This is a genomic window from Arthrobacter sp. N199823 (assembly GCF_002929705.1).
In the GTDB taxonomy this organism is placed as follows: Bacteria; Actinomycetota; Actinomycetes; order Actinomycetales; family Micrococcaceae; genus Specibacter.
Map to the genome: position 1 here is coordinate 1 of NZ_PJIN01000055.1, position 693 is coordinate 693.

Here is a 693-nt window from a genome sequence, read left to right on the forward strand (position 1 = left end):
TACTACTACGATTACGACTAACAAAGAGGATCACCATGGCCGAGCAATCAGTGAAGAGCCGCGTCTATGCCGCAGCCGGGCGCATCAGCGCCACGGCGAACCCCACCGTGGCCACGGTGCGCGAGGCTGCCGGGGTCTCCAACGCCGACGCCGGACGCTATTTGAAGGAATGGCGGGCCGAACGCGACAGTGCCGGGTCCAAGATCGCCGCGACCCCTACGATCATCACCGAGCAGGCCCTACGCCTGGCCGGAACCGTCTGGGAGGAAGCCGTGCGTACTGCCGCGGCCGAGCACGTCGTCATTGAAAAGGCATGGCGTGAGGAAGCGACCCACAAGGACCGTGAGATCAACGAGCTTGCCGCCGATCTGGACACCGCCACCGGTGCCCACGAGGAAGCGGTCAAGGAATTGCAGACCCAGGTTGAGGAAGCCAATCAGGCTGCCCGCGACAATGCTGCAGCTGCTGCCGAGGCCCGTGAGCAATTGGCCGTTGATGCCAGGAAACATGCTGAAGAGGTTGCCGAGTTCAAAAGCCATCTTGCCGAGGCCCTTGCCACTATCAGCACTCTGCAGAAAACCCAGGATGCACTGATCGCCCGCATCCAGCCAGAGGGAAATGGCGTTAGAAAGTAACGACGTAAATTAGTGCAGATTCCACTGGCACTGGCCATTATGTCCGGGCACCAAGAGC

1 protein-coding gene is annotated in these 693 nt (G+C 60.9%); it reads left to right on the forward strand.

The window, feature by feature from the left end; genetic code table 11:
• Nucleotides 1-35 precede the first annotated feature (35 nt).
• A complete protein-coding gene (locus CXQ93_RS20200; RefSeq protein ID WP_104112175.1) occupies nt 36-635 on the forward strand; it encodes a DNA-binding protein in 600 nt (199 codons plus the stop codon).
• Nucleotides 636-693: the final 58 nt, after the last annotated feature.

What these genes read in the sequence shown, in the direction of transcription:
- CXQ93_RS20200 (WP_104112175.1), top strand. Translation starts at nt 36, where the DNA reads ATGGCCGAGCAATCAGTGAAGAGCCGCGTCTATGCCGCAGCCGGGCGC.